Here is an 18,017-nt window from a genome sequence, read left to right as displayed (position 1 = left end):
GGAGGAATGCCATGAGAGAAGTCGATCGTCGAAGCAAGCACAGCCGCCGCGTCTTTCTCAAGGGCGCCGCGACCGCCATGCCCATCGCGGCAGTCGCGGCCAGCGTCGCCGTCAGCGTCGAGGGCGCATGGGCCGACGAGACCAGTGCGCTTTCGCCCACAACGATGAAGACGCTGCTGAAGGTCGCGCGCGATATTTATCCGCACGATTTCCTCGGCGACAGCTACTACATCACCGCGATCAAGCCGTGGGACGGCAAGGCGGCGAAGGACGCGTCCGTCAAGTCGCTGATCAGCGACGGCATCACACGGCTCGATCAGAATGCGCGTGATCGCCACAAGGTGGCTTACGCCGAAGTGCCCTGGGAAGCCGACCGCGTGGTGCTCCTGAAAGAGATCGAGCAGAGCGAGTTCTTCCAGAAGGTGCGCGGCGACCTCATCGTCTCTCTCTACAACCAAAAAGAGGTCTGGCCGCGGTTCGGCTACGAGGGCTCCTCCGCCGAACACGGCGGCTACATCAACCGCGGCTTCGCCGACATCGACTGGCTGCCGAAGGCTTAAGGCTCACCCAACGGTTCAGGAGAACGCATATGGAAAAATTCGATCTGAACGACTCCAGCGTTGTGGTGATCGTCGGCTCCGGTGCCGGCGGCGGCACGCTGGGCAACGAGCTCGCACAGAAGGGCATCAAGGTCGTGATTCTCGAAGCAGGTCCCCGCATCGAGAATCAGGACTTCGTCAATGACGAGTGGGAGAGTTTCTCGCAGCTCGCCTGGACCGATGCGCGCACCACATCGGGATCATGGCGCGTCGCAAAAGACTTCTCGGGTCTTCCCGCCTGGATCGTCAAGGCGGTCGGCGGCTCGACCACACACTGGGCCGGCGCGTCGCTGCGGTTCGACGAGCACGAGTTCAAGGTGAAGAGCACCTACGGCAACATTCCCGGCGCCAACCTGCTGGACTGGCCGGTCACGCTCGCGGAGATGGAGCCGTGGTACGCCAAGGCCGAGAACAAGATGGGCGTGACCCGCACCAACGGCATTCCCGGACTTCCCGGCAACAATAACTTCAGAGTGATGGAGGCCGGCGCGAAGAAGCTCGGATACAAGACGGTGCACACCGGCAACATGGCGATCAACAGCCAGCCGCGCGACGGACGCGGCGCCTGTCAGCAGATCGGCTTCTGCTTCCAGGGCTGCAAGTCCGGCGCGAAATGGTCGACACTCTACACCGAGATACCCAAGGGCGAGGCGACCGGCAATCTCGAGGTTCGCCCCGCCAGCATGGCGGTCAAGATCGAGCACGATGCCGGCGGCAAAGTCACCGGCGTGGTTTACGCCGACGAGAGCGGTGCAATGCAGCGCCAGAAGGCGCGCATCGTTGCTGTCGCCGGCAATTCGATTGAAAGCCCACGGCTGCTGTTGAACAGCGCATCCACGATGTTCCCCGACGGCCTCGGCAACTCAAGCGGTCAGGTCGGCCGCAATTACATGCGCCACATGACCGGCAGCGTCTATGCCGTGTTCGAGAAGTCGGTGCACATGTATCGCGGCACCACCATGGCCGGCATCATCCGCGACGAGGCCGCCAACAATCCGAAGCGCGGCTTCGTCGGCGGCTACGAGATGGAGACGCTGTCGCTCGGACTGCCCTTCATGGCGGCGTTCCTCAACCCCGGCGCCTGGGGACGCCCGTTCACCGCCGCGCTCGACGGTTATCCCAGGATGGCCGGCATGTGGCTGGTCGGCGAGGACATGGCGCAGGAGACTAACCGCATCACGCTCGATCCGACCGTGAAGGACAAGTTCGGCCAGCCGGTCGCAAGCGTGCACTTCGACGATCATCCCAACGATCTCGCGATGCGCGCGCACGCCTACAAGCAGGGTGCGGCGGTCTACGACGCCGTCGGCGCCACCGTGAGCTATCCGACACCGCCCTATCCGAGCACCCACAATCTCGGCACTAACAGGATGAGCGAGAAGCCGCGAGACGGCGTGGTCAACAAGTTCGGCCAGAGCCACGACGTCAAGAACCTGTTCGTCTCCGACGGCAGCCAATTCACCAGCGGTGCTGCCTGCAATCCGACGCTGACCATCGTTTCGCTGGCGATCCGGCAGGCGGACTACATTGCAGGCGCGATGCAGAAGAGGGAGATCTGACGCCCGACGTCCATCGGCTCGGAATGGAGCACACCGTTCGCTCCCCGTCATTGCGAGCGACGCGAAGCAATCCAGAATCCCACCGCGGTGACGGTCTGGATTGCTTCGTCGCAAGAGCTCCTCGCAATGACGGTGGGGCTATTCAGCCGCATCAAGAATGGGTGCGACGGCGACCTTGAAATCCCGTACCGGCGCCAAGCTCCGGGAGCGATAGATCAGGCAGGAGCAGCGCAGCAACGAGGCAAAATTGTTGACCTCGCCGTGATGGTCGAGCACCTCGTTGTAGAGCGTTGTCAGGAACTTGCCGACGCTCATGTTCTCCTTGGCCGCGATCTCCTCCAGCGTGTCCCAGAACGCCATTTCCAGACGAATCGAGGTGCAATGCCCACCAATCCGTAAGGAGCGGGTCTGGGATTCGTAGTCGCGTTGGGGCTGATGCGCGAAGAGATGGCACATGGTGTCCTCCCGTCCTGTTGCCGTTTTTCGCGATGCTACACCGCAGCCCGGTAGCCCACAATCGGGACGGCAGCCGGAGATCGATCCATCCCGGTTGCGCGATTCTCTCGAACGTCCAATCCCGTCAATGCGATAGACAGCCCTTTTCCCCAGCCCGCCACGTTCCTGTTGCCCAACACATGCTTTTGACGCAACACGGCCTAGAATAGCGTTCTCCGCGAATCCAGATCGAAGCCCAAGATCGAAGCCGAAAATCGAGTTTCATGCCCGTCCGTCAATTACCCGAACAGGTCGTCAACCGCATCGCCGCCGGCGAGGTGGTCGAACGTCCTGCGAGCGTGGTCAAGGAACTGGTCGAGAACGCCATCGATGCCGGCGCGAGCAGGATCGACGTCTTTACCGATGGCGGCGGGCGCCGGCGGATCGGCATCACCGACGACGGCGGCGGCATGACCGCCAGGGACCTGTCACTGGCGGTCGAGCGTCACGCCACCTCCAAGCTCGACGACGAGGACTTGCTGCAGATCCGAACGCTCGGATTCCGCGGCGAGGCGCTGCCCTCGATCGGTTCTGTGGCGCGGCTTGCCATCACCACGCGGCACGCCGGCGAGCCGCACGCCTGGGCGCTCAATGTCGAGGGCGGCGATAAATCCGAGATCATGCCCGCGGCGCTGGCCCACGGCACGCGGGTCGAGGTCAATGACCTCTTCTACGCGACGCCGGCGCGGCTGAAGTTCTTGAAGACCGACCGGACCGAGGCGGAAGCCATCCGTGAGGTGGTGCGGCGCCTCGCGATGGCGCGGCCGGAAATCGCCTTCACGCTCGCGGGCGAAGAGCGCGCGCCGGTGACCTGGGCTGCGGCGCTGCCCGGCGTCGCCGGTCGCCTGACGCGTCTCGGCGACATCCTGGGGGCAGAGTTCCGCAACCATGCCATCGAGGTCCATGCCGAGCGCGAGGGCGTGGTGGTCGCCGGCTATGCCGCAGCACCTGCGCTGACCAAGGCCAACGCGCTCGGGCAATATCTCTTCGTCAACGGCCGCCCGGTACGCGACAAGCTGATCTTAGGGGCGGTGCGCGGGGCCTATGCCGACTATCTGCCGCGCGACCGTCATCCGGTGCTGGCGCTGTTCGTCACGCTCGATCCGCGCGAGGTCGACGCCAACGTGCATCCGGCCAAGACCGAGGTGCGGTTTCGCAACGCCGGCCTCGTCCGTGCGCTGATCGTGCACGGATTGAAGGAAGGGCTTGCACGGGAGGGCCGGCGTACGGCGGCCAACAGCGGCGAGAGCGCGCTGTCCTCGTTCCGGCCCGCCTTCACGCCGCCGCGCCCAGCGAGCTGGGACTGGCGCGCCTCGCCCTCGGCCCCGGTCGCGCCGATGCCGTCATTCGACGGTGCGGCCGCGCCCGCCTTCGCCGAGCGCGCGCAGGCAGCGTTCGACGTCGGTGCGCCCAGTGCGGACGTGCGGATCGAGAGCCAGCCCGTCGGCGACCTGGTCGACCGTCCGCTCGGCGCGGCACGCACCCAGATCCACGAGACCTATATCGTCTCGCAGACCCGCGACGGCCTGATCATCGTCGACCAGCACGCCGCGCATGAACGCATCGTCTATGAACGGCTGAAGGCCTCGCTGGCTACTAATGGCGTGCAGCGGCAGATCCTGCTGATCCCCGAGATCGTCGAGATGGATGAGGCCACGGTGGAGCGCCTGCTCGAGCGCAGCGAGGAACTGGGGTCGTTCGGCCTTGCGATCGAATCCTTCGGCCCCGGCGCGGTTGCGGTGCGCGAGACGCCGTCGCTGCTCGGCAAGACCAACGCAGGCGGGCTCTTGCGCGACCTTTCCGAGCACATGGCCGAGTGGGACGAGGCGCTGCCTCTGGAGCGCCGCTTGATGCACGTCGCCGCCACCATGGCCTGCCACGGCTCGGTGCGCGCCGGCCGAAGGCTGCGGCCGGAAGAGATGAACGCACTGCTCCGCGAGATGGAGGAGACCCCGAACTCCGGCCAGTGCAATCACGGCCGTCCGACCTATGTCGAGCTGAAGCTGTCGGATGTCGAGAAGCTGTTCGGGCGAAGGTAATGTTCGAAGTTACGGCTTCAAAAACACGAACTCCGTGTCGTCATAAGCGCGCCGCTCCAATTCCTCGAAGCCCTCCGGCGTGACGAATTGCGCAGCCTTTGCCTCTTCCACGACGAGCAGCGCGCCCGGCGTGAGCCAGCCGCCATCGCGCAAGCTCGCAAGCGCCTTCTCCGCAAACCCCTTGCCATAAGGCGGATCGAGAAACACCAGCGAGAACGGCTCGACCGGATGCGCAGGGCCGAGATCGGTCGCATCGCGGCGGTAGACTTTTGTCACGCCACCCAAGCCCAGCGTCTCGACATTGTTCCGCAGCAGGGCGCGCGCTTCCGCGCCGTTGTCGACGAACAGCGTGAACTTCGCGCCGCGTGACGACGCCTCGATCCCCAGCGCACCGGTGCCGGCAAAGAGATCGAGCACGCGCGCATCCGCAATCGGATCGTCATAGGCGTGCACGAGGATGTTGAACACGGACTCGCGCAGGCGGTCCGCCGTGGGGCGGATGTCGCGCGAGGACGGTGAGGCCAGATTGCGCCCCTTCAAGCGACCGCCGACGACGCGCAACGTCAGTCCTCCTTCGGCGCCAGATCGCGCTTGCCATGATAGCCGCGCTTGGGACGGCGCGGCGGGCCGTAGCCGCTCGCCTCAGCCTCGTTGCGCTCGCGCGCTTCCTCGCTGCCGGTGCGTTGCACCAGCACGCGGCGGCCCTTGCGGTCGTTGATCACGCCGCGCTTGGTCGCCGGCTTCTTTTCGCGCGGCGCGTCGTCTCCCTCATGCGAGGCAGATTTCTGCGGCACGTCGAACTGGGCGCCCGATTTCTCGATGATCTTTTCGCCGAGCTGGTCGCGCAGCACGCGGGACTTGATTTCCTCGACCTGGCCTTCGGGGACCTCGCCGAGCTGGAACGGGCCGTAGGACACCCGGATCAGCCGGTTCACCTCGAGTCCGAGATGCGCGCAGACGTTGCGCACTTCGCGGTTCTTGCCCTCGCGGATCGCGAAAACCAGCCAGACATTGGCGCCCTGGTCACGCTCCAGCGTGGCGTCGATCGGACCGTATTTGACGCCCTCGATCTCGATGCCGTTCTTCAGCTCGTCGAGCTGCGCCTGCGTGACGTCGCCATGGGCGCGGACACGGTAGCGGCGCAGCCAGCCGGTGTCCGGCAGCTCGAGCGTGCGCGCGAGCCCGCCATCATTGGTGAGCAGCAGCAGGCCCTCGGTGTTGAAGTCGAGCCGGCCGATCGAGATCAGCCGCGGCAGGCCTTCGGGCAGATTGTCGAACACGGTCGGACGCCCCTCGGGGTCGTCATGCGTCGTCATCAGGCCGCGCGGCTTGTGATAGAGGAACAGCCGCGTGCGCTCGCGTTCCGGCAACGGCTTGCCGTCGATGGTGACGACATCGTTCGAGGTGATGTCGAGCGCAGGCGAACTGATGACCCGGCCGTTGACGCTGACGCGGCCCTGCGTGACCATCTCCTCGGCGTCGCGGCGCGAGGCGAGGCCCGCACGCGACAGTACCTTGGCGATACGCTCGCCGGCCTTCTTCGGCTTGACCTCTTCCTCGCGGCGCGGCCGCCGCTCGGAATCACGATCGCGCTCGCGATAGGCGCCGCGACCACCGAAGGCGGGACGTTTCTCGAAGATCCTGCTCTCGTCCTCGTTTTCGCGACGTGGACGATCGCCAGAACGCGCTTCGCTGCGGGGATGCTCATGCCAGTCGGAACGGCCCTCGGAGCGCTCGCGTGGACGATCGAACTTGGGACGATCGAATTTGGGCCGCTCGCGGAACGGACGGTCACCCGATGGACGATCGTCGCGCGAACGCGAAAAGCGCGGACGGTCGTCGCCGCCGCCTTGCCGATCGTCGCGCTTCTGCCAGGGCTTGTCCTGACCGCGGTCGCTGCCGCCGAAATCCTTGCGCGGACCCTTGCTGAAGTCCTTGCGCGGCGGCCGGTCACCGCGCGGAGCCGCATCGCGCTTCTGCCAGGGTTTTGAATCGCTGCGATTGCGGTCCGGTGCGCCGCGCGAAAACTTCCGCTCGCCGTCGAACTTGCGTTCCGGACGGTCGCCACGCGGCGCGTAAGGTCGCTTGTCGCCAAACTTCGCGTCACCGGTTCGGCCGGCCGGACGGGAATCGTCGCGATCCCTGCGCGGCGGACGGTCATCACGCCCATAGGACGGACGATCACCGCGCGGCTTGAACGGCCGCTTCTCGCCATCGCGCGAGGGGCGATCGGAAAATGGGCGGTCGCCACGGGGCTTGAACGGGCGCTTCTCGCCGTCGCGCGACGGACGATCGGAAAACGGACGGTCCTCACGCGGCTTGAAGGGCCGATCGCCACGCGGCTTGAAGCTGCGCTCGCCACGATCCTCGCCGCGCGGCCGGTCTTCGCGCGGCCGGTCTTGGCGATTGAACTTCGGGCGATCGCTGAAGTCGCGGCGCGGGGGATCGCCCTCCTCGCGGCGGCGGAATGATGGACGGCTGTCGCGGTCGCCGCGGGGCGGGCGGGCGTCGCCTTTGTCCCCGGGAGGGCCGCGCTTGGCGAACTTCTTGTCGGGTCCGCGTGGCTTGCCGGAGCGGCCCTTGGCCGGACCTCCCTTGGCCGGGCCGCGATCACGACGGCCGCGGGAATCGTTGTCTTTGTCGCTGTCGCGAGGCATGAATAATCTCACTCAGGGGGTGGCCAGAAAGCATTGTGCGCGCTCGTCTCGAGCCGCATGCTCAGGCAAAATCGGTAAGCACTTCTGCTGAAGGCGCAGCTACTAGCAGGTTTCTCGCGATGATACGAGGCTTGAAAGCCCCCTCTTTCATGGATTTGGCGCTCAAAACGGCCGAAAACGCCGGAAAGGCGGGCGAAGTTCCGATCGGATGCGTCGTGGTCCGCAATTACGAGGTCATCGCCACCGCGGCGAACCGGACGCTGACCGACTACGACCCCACGGCTCATGCCGAGATCGTTGCGCTGCGCGAGGCGGCCAAAAAGATCGGCAGCGAGCGCCTGGTCGACTGCGACCTCTACGTGACGCTGGAGCCCTGCACCATGTGTGCGGGCGCGATCTCGTTTGCAAGGGTGAGGCGGCTGTATTACGGCGCCGCCGACCCCAAGGGCGGCGCGGTTGAATCAGGGGTGCGGTTCTTCACCTCGCCGACCTGCCATCACGTCCCGGATGTCTATTCCGGGGTCGGCGAAAGCGAGGCGGCGCGGCTGCTCAAGGACTTCTTTCGGGAGCGGCGCTAAGGCGCGGCAAAGAACTCACGCAGCGCCTTGGCGGTGATGTCGGGATTTTCCTCGGTGAGGAAGTGCCCCGAATCCACCGGCTGGCCTTCGACGTTGGTCGCCCATTGCTTCCAGATATCGAGCGGGGTGGCGGCGGCCTGCGCCACGCCGGCGTTGCCCCACAGCGCCAGCATCGGAATCGTGATCTTCTTGCCGGCCTCGAAATCGGCCTTGTCGAGATCGTAGTCGAAATAGGCGCCGGCGCGATAATCCTCGCACATCGCGTGCACCCGGGCGGGATCGCGGAACGGGGCGATGTAGTGTTCGAGCGCGCGCGCGTCGATGGCCTCGAGCGTCTTCGATTTGGTCTGGCTCGCCATCTTGAAGCGCAGGAAGAACTCGCCATTGCTCGCAATCAGCGTCTCCGGCAATGGCGCGGGCTGCGCCAGAAACGTCCAGTGATAGATCTTCAGCGCGTAGGCACGGTTCATCCGCTCCCAGTAATTATAGGTCGGCAGGATATCGAGCACCGCAAGCTTCGACAGCCGGCCGGGATGATCTAGCGCCAGCCGATAGGAGACGCGGCCGCCGCGGTCGTGGCCGGCGAGCGCGAAGTGCACGTGGCCGAGGCGCTCCATCGCCTCCACCATCGCTTTCGCCATTGCGCGCTTGCTGTAGGGCATGTGCAGCGCGTCGCTCTCGGGCATGTCGGACCAGCCATAGCCGGGCAGATCGGCGATGATCAGCGTGAAGGCATCGGCCAGCTGCGGCGCGACGCGGTGCCACATCACGTTGGTCTCGGAGAAGCCGTGCAGCAGCAGCAGCGGCGGGCCCTTGCCGCCGACGCGGGCGAAGATGCGGCCGAAGGAGGTGTTGATCCATTCCGAGGCGAAGCCGGGATAGAGGTCGGCGAGATCGGACATCTTGTGCATCCTTATCTGTCAGCGTGGGATCTGCTCGGTCTTGAGCATGCCCCAAAACAAAAAGTCGAAAAACAACCCCATGCACAGTAGCTAAGTCCAACAGCGGCCTACACAATTTCGGAGTGCCGACAGCGCGGCTGCACATTGCGCGCGGGTGCGAAAAAAGCCTGTCAGCTCTTGGACTTCTCGGCGTCCACCGCCTGCCAGCCGATGTCGCGGCGGCAAAAGCCTTCCGGCCAGTTGATGCGGTCGACGGCCTGATAGGCGCGCACCTGCGCCTCCGTCACGGTCTTGCCGAGCGCGCAGACATTGAGCACGCGGCCGCCATTGGCGAGGATGGCGCCGTCCTTCTCGACCGTGCCGGCGTGGAAGATCTCGGCGGTCTCGACCCTGGCGGCGTCCTCGAGCCCCTCGATCCGCGTGCCTTTCTGATAGTCGCCGGGATAGCCCTTCGCGGCCATCACCACCGTGAGCGCGGCCTCCGGATGCCAGCGGAGGTCAAAGTTCTTCAGCTGCCCGTCGCAGGCGGCGAGGAACGCCGGCACGATGTCCGACATCATCCTGAGCATCAGCACCTGGCACTCGGGATCGCCGAAGCGCACGTTGAACTCGAACAGTTTTGGCCCTTGCGTCGTCAGCATGATGCCGGCGTAGAGGATGCCGCGAAACGGCGTGCCGCGCTGCTTCATGCCTGATACCGTCGGCAGGATGATCTTGGCCATGATCGCGTCGTGGATCGCGGGCGTCACCAGCGGCGTCGGCGAATAGGCGCCCATGCCGCCGGTGTTCGGACCGACGTCATGATCGAACACGCGCTTGTGGTCCTGCGCGGACGCCAGCGGAATGGCGGTCTCGCCGTCGCACAGCGCGAAGAAACTGATCTCGCGGCCCGGCAAAAACTCCTCGATCACGACCTCGGCGCCGGCCTCGCCAAAGGTGCCGTCGAACATCATGGCGATGGCGTCCTCCGCCTCGCGCACCGACTTGGCGACGACGACGCCCTTGCCGGCAGCAAGACCGTCGGCCTTGACCACGATCGGCGCGCCCTGGCTCTGGACGTAGGCGCGCGCATCGGCGGCGTTGGTGAATCGCTTGTAGGCGCCGGTCGGAATGCCGAATTCGGTGCACAGCGCCTTGGTGAAGCCCTTCGAGCTTTCGAGCTGGGCGGGGATCCTGTCCGGCCCGAACGCCTTGATGCCGGCGGCGGTTAGGTCATCGACGATACCGGCCGCCAGCGGCGTCTCCGGGCCGACCACCACGAGCTCGACCGCATTCGTCTTGCAGAAGTCGATCACGGCGGCATGGTCGGCGACGTCCAGCGCCACGCATTCCGCCTCGCGCGCGATCCCGGCATTGCCCGGCGCGCACCAGAATTTGGTCACCAGGGGAGAGGCTGCGATCTTCCACGCCAGAGCATGTTCGCGGCCGCCGGAACCAAGCAGGAGAATGTGCATCGAGGGCTCAGAAAAAAGGGGGTTGCTGGGGGCGGAGGTCGCATGAATCGGGGCGGGGCTCAAGGGGTGTGGCCTCCGAACTCCCCGTCATTACGGGGCGGCGAAGCCGCTGTCCCTTTTCCTTGCGGGAGAGTAGAGCCCTCCAGATATTAGCTAGTTGCGGGTTTCAAGTCCCCTAGAAATCCCTACGTGTCATTCTGGAAGCCAAGGCTTACACGGTGCTCCAGGTAGCGGCTTGCTACCGTGATTTTGTTTGGTGCTCCTGTGAATAGCGGGTGGGCGGTAGCGATCTGCGGATTGCTGGCCTGTGTTGTGTCATCGTCCTGTGATCGCTGATTCTCAGGATGTCCTATGAGCGAAGTCAATGACCCCAGTCAGGTGCAGCAACTAAAAGCCGGAGACCGGCTTTGGGTATGGCTGGCGGAAGAGCCGTCAGCCCTCGAAATCGACCTAGCGGATGCTCTCACCGTTTTCCCAAAATTGGAAAATCCTGAAGACCCAGAAGATAACAATGGAGTCTTTCAAGTTAGAATATACTCATGGCGCGGCAGCCCAGACTTCACACAGGACTTTCTGAAAACGCATCTGCCTAATTCCGTCGAATTACCCTTCGAAAGAATGATCAAGTTCGTGAAAATCGACGAAAAAATAGAGTTCTCTATTCCAGTCGCTACACTATCTTTTTCGCACAGCGCAGAAGCTGGAGCAGTCCACGTCAGTCCTCTTAAATATTCCTTCTGGGATCAGACGTTGATGATATTGGCATCTCGCCAATCTAACCATGATCGCAAGGACTCGGCGCTGACTGGGTCGTTTGATTCACTCGGGCTTGTTTCGTTACTTTCAGGCCAAATTTTGCATGGCGGCTGTTTGTTGTCCTCATACTTCTGCATTACTCGGAAAAAATTTCTTAGCGGGACGCTAGGCGTCGTTACTCAGTCCTCTACGGACTGGGCACCGCTCCAATTTACGAGTGCCAATCAAGACGGACTCGATGCGCGAGATGATCGGACCCATGCCGCACTTTGGTTTGCCGGTTCAGCATTTTCGTCGAACGACAACGCGTCCAAAATCGTCTCGTATATCACCGCACTGGAAATATTGATGGGGAAGAATTTGCAAAACTATCTAAGCCCCCTTTATCGCGAAGATAAGGAGCTACAAAAGCTGGCATTGGAAAAGTTAACGGCCTTAAAGAGCCTTCGTGGTGACCTCGTGCATAAAGGTCGTCGCGTCATCCTCTCGGCAGAACTCGAAAGATACGCGCAAGCATTTATCCTCGATGCAATCCGTCACAACAACAATGTAGCCACAGACGTCTTTGCTGTGCAAAGCGTGGCCTTGGCTATTATGACTGCCTCCGCGCGAGCAGCCACGCCGGAATTCTCATAGAGATGATGATTTGGCGGGCCACCAGCCTCGCGATCAACCGATGCTCAAGCCCGTAGGGTGGGTTGAGCCCTTGCGAAACCCATCGGACTTGTTTCGTGGTAACGTCCCGCCATGACCTCGTACCGCCGCAACTTCGTTTCGGGTGGGTGTTTCTTCTTCACCGTCAACCTGGCGGAGCGGAAGCTAGCGTTGCTGACGGATCATATCGGGTTATTGCGCACGGCGTTTCGCGAAACGCACCGACGCCATCCATTCACGATCGATGCCATCGTGGTGCTGCCTGATCACCTTCACACGGTGTGGACATTACCGGAAGGTGATGCCGATTTTGCAATGCGCTGGCAGTTGATCAAATCCACCTTTTCGCGCGGTCTGGCGCGCAACGAGAGGATATCCCCAAGCCGCGCGGCCAAAGGTGAACGGGGCATCTGGCAACGCAGATATTGGGAGCACACCATTCGCGACGAAGCCGATTTCGCGCGGCATGTAGACTATGTTCATATCAATCCGGTCAAGCACGGGCTCGTCGACAGAGTCCGTGACTGGGCGCCCTCCTCGTTTCATCGCCACATAAAGCTCGGCAATTACCCGGTCGATCGGGCCGGCGATCAGTCGGATGACGTCCGCGATTTCGGAGAACGGAGATAGAGAAGCGATGGGTTTCGCAAGGGCTCAACCCATCCTACGAGCTGGCGACTTCCACTGGAGTAAAACGGCGTCACGGTGAGCGCTGGTATCGAGAGGGTTTTTCTCGCGCGAAGCGCCGGATAAGGCGTTTCCATCCAAACGCAAAAATATTTGCGGAGACACCCCTCACCCGAGTGTGCCCGTGTCTGCCAACGGAGATGCCCTCTCCCACAAGGGAGAACAGCAATTTGCACCGCGATCGCGACGCCCCGATAGGTCCGCAATGGGACATTCGCGCCGGTTTGGCGCTCCGATGCAAACTTCCGGTCTAGCCTCGTGAACCGACATGTAGCGGCACCACGTCAACGGAAGCGATGGGCCAACAGGCGACCCGTCGCCCCGTCACAGATTTTCCCGCATCCGTCGCTGGAGATTTGCGGCATTGGGCTGCTTTTTGGACCAATCGAAATTAAATTCGCCGTCGATCTTCACCCAATAGCTGCGGGTTGGCGCATCGGTCCCCTCAAGTGAGTTGAAGGTGCATACCGCCCTTTCTCGAATGATAGCGCCGATGAAGTCCTGGGCCTGGTAGTCGATGAGCGCGACATACTGCACCGGCGGCACCCGTGCGGCTTGGACCATCGATTTTCTGACTGATTCAGGCACGGCTCGCATCGGGTCGGTAAAAAACTCGTCGAACGTGAGTGTCCTCCTAGACTCGTCTACACCAATCCTTTGATAGGTGGAGGGCACCGCCAGCCGCTCCTGAACGGCTTTGTCGCAGGTCTGCACAAATTGAGAGGTGAGCGGCGGGTAGCCACGAATGTAGGCATAGCCAAGAACAATAGCACCAAAGATGGAGACAGCTGCAATAGCGAGCTTAACCTTCATTAATGGCTCTTACAGGTTTTTGCCAACTTGACTGCATGTTGGCCAACGAGCGCAGTTTGCATCATGCCAATCAACAGAACCCAAATCGAATAAAGATCAATTGGTATGCGGTCGTTACTAAGCACTAACGATTTCCGCTTTGGGTCACAAGCGGTCCTCCACCGGCTGCGGGCGGCAGGTCAGCTACGGGGCCAGGAGCAGACTTCAATCTTACTGAGCGTTGGGTTTGCCCGGCTCGAAGGTAATGGACACTGCGCGCGCCCGGATCAAGCCGCTGAGGCCATAGCAGGGCTCAAGCTCGATCTCGATGTCTTGCGGAAGCGGATCTAGGGCTAGGTAACCTCGGCGCTCCGACCGATCAGGTGCGCGGCGCAGAGCCAGCCCACCAATGACGTTTTGGATGCCGAAGCCGTCGAGTTGCAGGTCCATGACCTCGCTTAGCGTGAAGGTCACGATGGCGTGCCGGTCGAGTACGAAGTACCCATCCTGCCCAACTTCGCTTGTGTTTATCCATCCGTGCAGGCGCAGAATGCTCTGCGCTTTGCGGCGCAGGTGCAGACTGAGGATTTCGGCGTCGTGGAAGCTTGGCACCTGACCAAACCAACGCGTGAGGTCAGCACCGCCGGGCACTACGTCATAGATTGACGTTTCCAATTCGCTCGCCATGCCGATCATAGAACCATCAGTACTCGGTGTCTGCAACGGGTCACAAGCCATCGATCATGCCCGAGGTGGGAGACTTCCGCTTTGCATTAGTAAGCCGACGTTTATGAGTACGTCCTACCCCTGCCTCCCCGCAATGATCTCCTGCAACGTCGCGACATGCCGCGCAAACGCGCCGCGGCCCGCCGCCGTCGCGGTGACCGTGGTCTGCGGCTTCTTGCCGACGAACGCCTTCTCCACCGACACGTAGCCCGCCTTGGCCAGCGTCTCGATATGCGCGCCGAGATTGCCGTCGGTCGCGCCGGTGAGCTTCTTTAGCCGCGAAAATTCCAAACCAGCGGTGGCCGGCAGCGCGTTCAGCGCCGCCATGATCTTCAGCCGCAACGGCTGGTGGATGATGTCGTCGAGCTCGGCCATCAGATCCGCCGCATCCAGAGGCCGCCGAGGATCAGGCCTCCGCCATTGACGAAGGCCATCCAGAGCGGAAACGCCTCGCCGATGTAGAAGTAGCCGATCAGCGTCAACGCGGAGATGCCGAGACCGATCGCCATGAAGGCATAGCCGAACCAGAGACCCGCCAGCGAATAGAACAGCATGAAGTAGAGCGGCCAGAACGTGCCGAGCTGGCGCGGACCGAAATGACCGAGCACATTGGTGCAGAGATAACCGAAGGCGAAGAACAGCACGAACACCAGAAGCAGCCTGACGTTGAAGGCGGCGCCATGGGAGTGATGCGGCGGATTGAAGATGCGCAGCGCCACCAGACCGCCGGCGCCCAACGCGTCCGCGGCAACCCAGGCGTAGACCGCATAGACCGGCCAAAGCCAAGTCACGAGATTGGCCGCGAACACCAGGACGCCCCACCATACGGCGGCGTGGCTCGCCAGCTCATAGAGCTGCGATTGCTTCACGCGCTGGACGATGTCGTCGATATCGGCCAGCGCCGCGGAGGCCTCCTTGCTGTCGATCATGTCGTCCCTTTCGGTCCCTGGGCTATCTCGTAGGACGCTCGGTGACAGCTGAACAAGCGCCTCGTCCTTCGAGACGACCGCTTCCAGCGGTCTCCTCAGGATGAGGCTCAGCTGCGATTGCCTTGCCGTCAACGGGGCGCATCATGACTGCCCTGCCCCGCGCGTCGCGACGTCGTCGGCGATGACCGAGACCGCCTTCGGGTTCGTGACGATGCCCATGTGGTTGACGCCGTCGATGATCTTGACGTCGACCGACGGTTTGATGGCCTGCACGACTTCCGCATACTTGTCCGAGATCATCATCTCGTCCTCGGCGCCGCCGAAGATCGTGATCGGGCGGGTCGTGGCCGGAAAATCGGTGCGATAGCCGCGCGTCGCGAAATTGCGCGTCAGGCGATCGGAATAGGTCGAGACGAGGTACTTTGCGGAAGTCGCGGGCACGGCGAGCGCGAGCACCGGAAGCTGCGAACAGCAGTCGATGCCGAGCTTGCGCAGCGTGGCGAGCGCGAAGAAGCGCGGCAGATCGACATTGGCCCAGCCGCCGGCATGCGGCTTGTTGGTCGGCGCGTCATAGCCGAGATAAGGCGCGAGCAGCACGGTGCGCACGAACATGTCCTGCATGATCGGCGTCGCGGCGACGCGCAGCGAGAAGCCGGCGCCGGCGGAATGGCCGATCAAGGTGAGCGGCAGTTCCGGTGCGGTCTTGCGGATTTGAGCGACGAAGTCGACGAGGTCGTCCTCGAGCTGGCCGACATAGCCGATGTCGCCGCGCGTGCCGGAGCCGCCATGGCCGCGGATGTCGAGCGCCCAGGTCTCCACCCCGCGCGAGGCGATGGCATGGGTCAGGGCATGATTGACGGTGCCGCTGGAGCCGGACGAGCCGTGGATGAAGATCGCGCCTCGGCCCGTCGCAGCGCCGCTGGCAGCGTAGTGGCGGAAGCCGATCCAGGTGCCGTCGCGGGCCTGGAAGCGCTCGAGGGGCGGGAGGGTGGTCCAGTCGATTCCCTTGGCGGAGTCGGAGACCGACTTCATCTCCGGCGGCCGCTCCAGCGGCGTCGCGATCATCACGGCCAGGATCAGCGCCATGGCGCCGACCGCACACAGGGCCCATTTCAGTCCGCTCAAAACGCCGCGCAGCATTCGAATTGCCATGGTCCACTCCCCTCAAACGATCAACTATAGAGAACTCTATATTACAGAGTACTCTTTTGGTCAATCCCCGGATTGGCGCCGCGCTGCAAAAATCCTTAACGTCGGGTGACCCCAACATGCCGAATCGTTTGCCGATGCCGCCTGCGGAACCCCTGCTCAACACGCCCGAATTCACCGTCTCCGAGCTCTCGCAGTCCCTGAAGCGGACGGTGGAGGACACCTATGGCCATGTCCGGGTCCGCGGCGAGATCTCCGGCTTTCGCGGCGCGCACTCCTCCGGCCATTGCTATTTCGCGCTCAAGGACGAGAGCGCCAAGATCGAGGCGGTGATCTGGAAGGGCGTGCACGGAAGGATGCGCTTCAAGCCCCAGGAGGGGCTCGAGGTCATCGCCACCGGCAAGCTCACGACCTATCCGGGCTCCTCGAAATACCAGATCGTGATCGAGGCGCTGGAGCCGGCCGGCATCGGCGCGCTGATGGCGCTGATGGAGGAGCGCAAGAAGAAGCTCGCGGCCGAAGGCCTGTTCGACGAAGCGCGCAAGCAGCTGCTGCCCTGGCTGCCGGACGTGATCGGCGTGGTGACCTCGCCGACCGGCGCCGTGATCCGCGACATCCTGCATCGGCTGGAGGATCGTTTTCCCCGCCACGTGCTGGTGTGGCCGGTCAAGGTGCAGGGCGAAGGCTCGGCCGAGCAGGTCGCGGCTGCGATCCGCGGTTTCAACGCGCTGCCGGAGGGCGGCAAGATTCCGCGGCCCGACGTGCTGATCGTCGCGCGCGGCGGCGGCTCGCTGGAGGACCTCTGGTCGTTCAACGAGGAGATCGTGGTGCGCGCCGCGGCCGAGAGCATGATCCCGCTGATCTCGGCGGTGGGCCACGAGACCGACATCACGCTGATCGATTTCGTCGCCGACAAGCGCGCGCCGACGCCGACGGCGGCGGCCGAGATGGCCGTGCCGGTGCGCAGCGATCTGTTTGTCGAGGTCGGCGATCTCGGGCGACGCACCCGCGCCTATTGGCTGCGCAGCCAGGAGAGCCGCCGCAGCGAGCTGCGTGCCGCCGCGCGCGCGCTGCCGGCCGCCGGCGATCTGCTGGCGATCCCGCGGCAGCGGCTGGATTCGGCGGGTGCGTCCCTGCCCCGCTGCCTCAAGGCCAACACCCATGCGCATTTCCGCAGGTTCACCGCCGCAGGCGCCAAGCTGACGCTGCGGGTGCTGCATGGCCAGATCTCGCAGGCCGACCATCGCCTCACCGTGTGCGGCGAACGGCTCGGACTGTCCACGCGCTCGCTCTTGCGGCGGCGGCGCGACCGCTTTGCCGGGCTGGAGGTGCGCTTGCGCGCCTCAAAGCTCTCGAATGCGCAGGCGCAACGCAACGCGATTCACCGCCAGCGCGAGCGCACGCATCGCCTGGCCGAGCGCGCGGGCCGCGCGCTCGTGACGCTGTTGCAGCGGCTCGATGCCCGCGTCGAGAACAGCGGCAAGCTGCTCTCCGCATTGTCCTATCGCGGCGTGCTCGCGCGCGGCTTCGCGCTGGTGCGCGACGAGGCCGGCCATCCGCTGCATGCGGCGGACGCGATCGGGCCTGGTGCAAGGGTCGAAATCGAGTTTGCGGATGGCCGCGTGGGTGCGACCGCGGATGCGGATCGGCCTGCGGCTGCGGCGAAGCGCGCGCTGGCGCAAGCGAAGCCGGCGGCGCAAGAGGCCAAGCCCGCGCCGAAGCGCGTGGGCAAGCCGGTGGATCAAGGGAATTTGTTTTAGGCGGGAGGGTGGCGCTCCACCCTCGGTGTCGTCCCGGCGAAGGCCGGGACCCATACCGCGAGGTCTATCGGGCACGCGTGGTGTCAGTCCCGAACGACCAGTCTTCGCCAAACTACTCCCTGGGGTAATGGGTCCTGGCTTTCGCCAGGACGACGCTGGAAGAGGCTTGCGTGCAGCCCCAACCTCGTCATTGCGAGCTGTCGTAGCCCGCATGAGCGTAGCGACATGCGGGACCAGTGGCCCCGGATATCGCTACGCTCATCCGGGCTACAAGACTGCGC

17 protein-coding genes are annotated in these 18,017 nt (G+C 63.7%); 7 read left to right on the top strand and 10 right to left on the bottom strand.

The annotated features are described in order from the left end of the window. The first annotated feature begins 11 nt into the window (after nt 1-11). Nucleotides 12-560: a gluconate 2-dehydrogenase subunit 3 family protein gene (locus AC0L20_RS07115; RefSeq protein WP_473287975.1), complete on the top strand. Its 549-nt coding sequence runs from the start codon at nt 12-14 to the stop codon at nt 558-560. 29 nt (nt 561-589) lie between these two features. Then, the gene (locus AC0L20_RS07110) at nt 590-2,158 is read left to right on the top strand and encodes a GMC family oxidoreductase (protein ID WP_473287974.1); all 1,569 of its coding nucleotides are present in this window, start codon (nt 590-592) and stop codon (nt 2,156-2,158) included. Nucleotides 2,159-2,296: 138 nt separating this feature from the next. Here the strand turns inward: AC0L20_RS07110 and AC0L20_RS07105 are convergent, their stop codons facing one another. Further along, nucleotides 2,297-2,614: a ribbon-helix-helix domain-containing protein gene (locus tag AC0L20_RS07105; RefSeq protein WP_027565409.1), complete on the bottom strand. Its 318-nt coding sequence runs from the start codon at nt 2,612-2,614 to the stop codon at nt 2,297-2,299. A 263-nt stretch (nt 2,615-2,877) separates the two neighbouring features. Here AC0L20_RS07105 and mutL point away from each other — a divergent pair, with 263 nt between their 5' ends. Continuing rightward, nucleotides 2,878-4,692 carry a DNA mismatch repair endonuclease MutL gene (mutL, locus tag AC0L20_RS07100; RefSeq protein WP_473287973.1) on the top strand — a complete coding sequence of 605 codons (1,815 nt, stop codon included), beginning with the start codon at nt 2,878-2,880 and terminating at the stop codon, nt 4,690-4,692. Between the two features lie 9 nt (nt 4,693-4,701). Here mutL and rsmD read toward each other — a convergent pair whose 3' ends face one another. Next, nucleotides 4,702-5,253, bottom strand: a complete 552-nt coding sequence (gene rsmD / locus AC0L20_RS07095; RefSeq protein ID WP_473287972.1) for a 16S rRNA (guanine(966)-N(2))-methyltransferase RsmD — start codon at nt 5,251-5,253, stop codon at nt 4,702-4,704. A 2-nt stretch (nt 5,254-5,255) separates the two neighbouring features. After that, a complete protein-coding gene (locus AC0L20_RS07090) occupies nt 5,256-7,349 on the bottom strand; it encodes a pseudouridine synthase (RefSeq protein ID WP_473287971.1) in 2,094 nt (697 codons plus the stop codon). 119 nt (nt 7,350-7,468) lie between these two features. Between AC0L20_RS07090 and AC0L20_RS07085 the strand changes: the two genes are divergently transcribed. Then, nucleotides 7,469-7,927, top strand: a complete 459-nt coding sequence (locus AC0L20_RS07085; protein WP_007596901.1) for a nucleoside deaminase — start codon at nt 7,469-7,471, stop codon at nt 7,925-7,927. Here the strand turns inward: AC0L20_RS07085 and AC0L20_RS07080 are convergent. Both AC0L20_RS07080 and purD read right to left on the bottom strand, forming a co-directional pair. Further along, nucleotides 7,924-8,829 carry an alpha/beta fold hydrolase gene (locus tag AC0L20_RS07080; RefSeq protein WP_473287970.1) on the bottom strand — a complete coding sequence of 302 codons (906 nt, stop codon included), beginning with the start codon at nt 8,827-8,829 and terminating at the stop codon, nt 7,924-7,926. The genes AC0L20_RS07085 and AC0L20_RS07080 overlap by 4 nt on opposite strands. Nucleotides 8,830-8,999: 170 nt before the next feature. After that, the gene (gene purD / locus AC0L20_RS07075; RefSeq protein WP_473287969.1) at nt 9,000-10,283 is read right to left on the bottom strand and encodes a phosphoribosylamine--glycine ligase; all 1,284 of its coding nucleotides are present in this window, start codon (nt 10,281-10,283) and stop codon (nt 9,000-9,002) included. Nucleotides 10,284-10,634: 351 nt separating this feature from the next. Between purD and AC0L20_RS07070 the strand changes: the two genes are divergently transcribed. Continuing rightward, on the top strand, nt 10,635-11,675 hold the full coding sequence (locus tag AC0L20_RS07070; protein ID WP_473287968.1) for a hypothetical protein: 1,041 nt from the start codon (nt 10,635-10,637) through the stop codon (nt 11,673-11,675). Between the two features lie 111 nt (nt 11,676-11,786). Continuing rightward, entirely contained in the window at nt 11,787-12,323 is a 537-nt protein-coding gene (locus tag AC0L20_RS07065; RefSeq protein ID WP_473287967.1) for an REP-associated tyrosine transposase, read from the top strand. Between the two features lie 381 nt (nt 12,324-12,704). Here AC0L20_RS07065 and AC0L20_RS07060 read toward each other — a convergent pair whose 3' ends face one another. From AC0L20_RS07060 to AC0L20_RS07040, 5 genes are all read right to left on the bottom strand, one after another. Further along, a complete protein-coding gene (locus AC0L20_RS07060; protein ID WP_473287966.1) occupies nt 12,705-13,193 on the bottom strand; it encodes a hypothetical protein in 489 nt (162 codons plus the stop codon). A 210-nt stretch (nt 13,194-13,403) separates the two neighbouring features. Next, entirely contained in the window at nt 13,404-13,868 is a 465-nt protein-coding gene (locus tag AC0L20_RS07055) for an Imm50 family immunity protein (RefSeq protein ID WP_473287965.1), read from the bottom strand. A 105-nt stretch (nt 13,869-13,973) separates the two neighbouring features. Continuing rightward, nucleotides 13,974-14,273 carry a winged helix-turn-helix domain-containing protein gene (locus tag AC0L20_RS07050; RefSeq protein WP_085350094.1) on the bottom strand — a complete coding sequence of 100 codons (300 nt, stop codon included), beginning with the start codon at nt 14,271-14,273 and terminating at the stop codon, nt 13,974-13,976. Further along, on the bottom strand, nt 14,273-14,827 hold the full coding sequence (locus tag AC0L20_RS07045; protein ID WP_473287964.1) for a hypothetical protein: 555 nt from the start codon (nt 14,825-14,827) through the stop codon (nt 14,273-14,275). The genes AC0L20_RS07050 and AC0L20_RS07045 overlap by 1 nt, the downstream gene beginning before the upstream one ends. Nucleotides 14,828-14,968: 141 nt before the next feature. Next, nucleotides 14,969-15,979: an alpha/beta hydrolase gene (locus tag AC0L20_RS07040; protein ID WP_473287963.1), complete on the bottom strand. Its 1,011-nt coding sequence runs from the start codon at nt 15,977-15,979 to the stop codon at nt 14,969-14,971. Between the two features lie 116 nt (nt 15,980-16,095). Here AC0L20_RS07040 and xseA point away from each other — a divergent pair, with 116 nt between their 5' ends. Then, a complete protein-coding gene (gene xseA, locus AC0L20_RS07035; protein WP_473287962.1) occupies nt 16,096-17,736 on the top strand; it encodes an exodeoxyribonuclease VII large subunit in 1,641 nt (546 codons plus the stop codon). Nucleotides 17,737-18,017: the final 281 nt, after the last annotated feature.

This window comes from Bradyrhizobium sp. Kon58, from assembly GCF_055807455.1.
Note: the sequence above shows the minus strand (reverse complement) of the source record. Positions and strands in the feature narration are given on the sequence as shown.